The sequence below is a fragment of the Nocardia sp. NPDC005978 genome, from assembly GCF_040614455.1.
Classification (GTDB): Bacteria; Actinomycetota; Actinomycetes; order Mycobacteriales; family Mycobacteriaceae; genus Nocardia.
In genome coordinates this window covers 1-3,115 of the sequence record NZ_JBEXUS010000228.1, presented here as the reverse complement: position 1 = coordinate 3,115, position 3,115 = coordinate 1, and the positions used below count along the sequence as shown (strand labels likewise).

1 protein-coding gene and 1 tRNA gene are annotated in these 3,115 nt (G+C 68.4%); one reads left to right on the top strand and one right to left on the bottom strand.

Going from position 1 to position 3,115, the window contains the following annotated elements:
* Positions 1–56 precede the first annotated feature (56 nt).
* On the bottom strand, positions 57–2,792 hold the full coding sequence (gene polA, locus ABZ319_RS40285) for a DNA polymerase I (RefSeq protein WP_354991860.1): 2,736 nt from the start codon (positions 2,790–2,792) through the stop codon (positions 57–59).
* A 175-nt stretch (positions 2,793–2,967) separates the two neighbouring features.
* Here polA and ABZ319_RS40280 point away from each other — a divergent pair.
* Positions 2,968–3,040, top strand: a tRNA-Trp gene (locus ABZ319_RS40280).
* The last annotated feature ends 75 nt before the right edge of the window (positions 3,041–3,115 follow it).

Here is a 3,115-nt window from a genome sequence, read left to right as displayed (position 1 = left end):
GGAGAGCACGGGCCGAGTCCGTCCGCGAGCGGCCGCGCCGCCACCGGCGTGTCGCGTCAGTGCGCGGCGGCGTCCCAGCTGCGGCCGACGCCGACCGAGACCTCGAGCGGCACCGAGAGCTCGATCGCGTTCGACATGTGTTCGCGGGCAAGGGCTTCGAGCTCGTCGCGTTCCCCGGCGGCGACCTCGAAGACGAGTTCGTCGTGGATCTGCAGCAGCATGCGCGAGTGCAGCCCGGCCGCCTTGATCGCTTTCTGGGTGTCGATCATGGCGACCTTGATGATGTCGGCCGCGGTGCCCTGGATGGGGGCGTTCAGGGCCATGCGCTCGGCGGCCTCGCGGCGCTGGCGATTGCTGGAGTCGAGGTCGGGCAGGTAGCGGCGGCGGCCGAACAGGGTTTCGGTGTAGCCGGTCTTGCGGGCCTCGTCGACGGCGTCGTTCAGATAGTCGCGGATCGCGCCGAACCGCGAGAAGTACACGTCCATCTGCACTTTCGCCTCTTCGGCGCTGATCTTGAGCTGCTGGGAGAGCCCGTAGGCGGACAGACCGTAGGCCAGGCCGTACGACATGGCCTTGATGCGGCGGCGCAGCTCCGGATCGACCTCGGTGATCGGGATGTCGAACGCCTTGGAGGCGACGAAGTTGTGCAGGTCCTCGCCCGAGTTGAAGGCCTCGATGAGGCCCTCGTCCTTGGACAGGTGCGCCATGATGCGCATCTCGATCTGGCTGTAGTCCGCGGTCATGAGCGATTCGAACTCGCGGCCGACCACGAAGGTGTCGCGAATGCGGCGGCCGGTGTCGGTGCGGATCGGGATGTTCTGCAGGTTCGGCTCGGTCGAGGAGAGCCTGCCGGTGGCGGCGACGGTCTGGTTGAAGGTCGTGTGGATGCGGCCGTCGTCGGCGACGGACTTGAGCAGGCCGTCGACGGTGACCTTGAGCCGGGTGGCGTCGCGGTGTTCGAGCAGATGCTGCAGGAACTCGTGCCCCGTCTTCTCGTAAAGCCCTTCCAGCGCATCGGCATCGGTGGTGTAGCCGGTCTTGGTGCGCTTGGTCTTGGGCATGTCCAGCTCGTCGAACAGCACCACCTGGAGCTGTTTGGGCGAGCCGAGGTTGATCTGTTTGCCGATGACGCCGTACGCGGCGTTGGCGGCCTCGCCGACGCGGTCGGCGAACTGGCGCTGCAACTGCTCGAGCTGACCGGCGTCGACGGCGATGCCCGCGGCCTCGAGTTCGGCGAGCACGCTCAGCAGCGGCAGTTCGATGTCGCGCAGCAGGGCGGTGGACTCGATGCGCTCGAGTTCGGTGTCGAAGGCGTCGGCGAGGTCGAACACCGCACGGGCGCGCAGCATCGCGGCCTTGGCCACCTCGGTGTCGACGTGGTCCTCGTCGTCGAGCAGCGACAGCTGGGTCTCGCCGGCGTCGTCCACGCGCAGTTCGCGCTTGAGGTAGCGCAGCGACAGGTCGTCCAGGTTGAAGCTGCGCTGGCCGGGCAGGATCAGGTAGGCGGCCAGGGCGGTGTCGCTGGCGAGACCGCCCAGGGTCCAGCCGCGCCCGCGCAGGGCGTGCATGGCGGATTTGGCCTCGTGCAACGCCTTCGGGGTCGCGGGGTCGGCGAGCCAGGCGCCCAGGGCCCGTTCGTCCTCGGGGGTGAGGCCGTGGACGTCGAGGTACGCGCCCTCGCCGTCGGCGGCGGCCAGGGCGATGGCCTGGACGTCGCCGTGGACGGGCGTGCCGGTGCCGATGACCGTAACCCCGTGCCGCACACCGGCGGGCGCGTGCTGGGCCAGCCAGGCCGTCGCCTCACCGGGCAGCAGGGCCGCCCCGCTGATCTCGAAACCGGATTCGGCCTCGGGCTCCACCGGGGACAGCGTGTCGAACAGGCGGTCGCGCAGCACGCGGAACTCGAGCTCGTCGAACAGGCGGTGGATCTTGTCCCGGTCCCAGGGCTGCACGGCCAGCTGATCGGGGGTGTAGGGCAGCGGCACCTGCTTCACCATCTCGGTGAGCTGGCGGTTGAGCAGCACGCTGGACAGGTTGGCGCGCAAGGCATCACCGACCTTGCCCTTCACGGTGTCGACCTTGTCCACCAGGGTGGCCAGATCGCCGAACTCGCGAATCCACTTGGTGGCGGTCTTCTCCCCCACGCCCGGGATGCCGGGCAGATTGTCGCTCGGGTCGCCGCGCAGGGCCGCGAAGTCGGGGTACTGCGCGGGGGTCAGGCCGTACTTGTCCTCCACCGCGGCCGGGGTGAAGCGGGTGAGCTCCGAGACGCCCTTCTTCGGGTACAGCACGGTGACGTCGTCGCCGACCAGCTGCAGCGAATCGCGGTCGCCGGTGACGATCAGCACCCGGAAGCCCTGCGGCACGGCCTGGGTGGTGAGGGTGGCGATGACGTCGTCGGCCTCGTAGCCGTCGATCGCCATGACCGGAATCCCCATCGCGCCCAGCACCTCCTGGGTGACCTCGACCTGCCCGCGGAACTCGTCGGGCGTGGTGGCCCGGTTCGCCTTGTACTCCGGATACGCCTCGGTGCGGAAGGTCTTGCGGCTCACGTCGAACGCCGCCGCCACGTGGGTGGGCTTCTCGTCCCGCAGCAGGTTGATCAGCATGGCCGTGAACCCGTAGACCGCGTTGGTGGTCTGCCCACCGGCGGTTTTGAAGTTCTCGGCGGGCAGCGCGTAGAACGCGCGGTACGCCAGCGAATGCCCGTCCAGCAACAACAGTGTGGGCTGCTCGCCGGAGGTGGAAGCGGACACGGCACTCGGACGCTGATCGGTAGAGGCAGGGGTCACGGCACAGAGTCTAGGGACGTCGACCGACACATGTGGGAAGCGGGCACATAACCCCCGCCCGGCCGGGTCATCCGTGCGCGGACCGCCCGCGAAATCGTGTTTCGCGGGCGCACCGAAATCCGATTTCGCGCGCGCGGCCCTTGCTGATAATCTCGACCGCGCGCACAGCGCACCAAGGGGCGTAGCTCAATTGGCAGAGCAGCGGTCTCCAAAACCGCAGGTTGCAGGTTCAAGTCCTGTCGCCCCTGCACCGACTTCGGGTCGGTCATCCGGTTACCGGATGACCCTCACGACGGATGTTTGGGAGGTAGCAGATAGGTAGA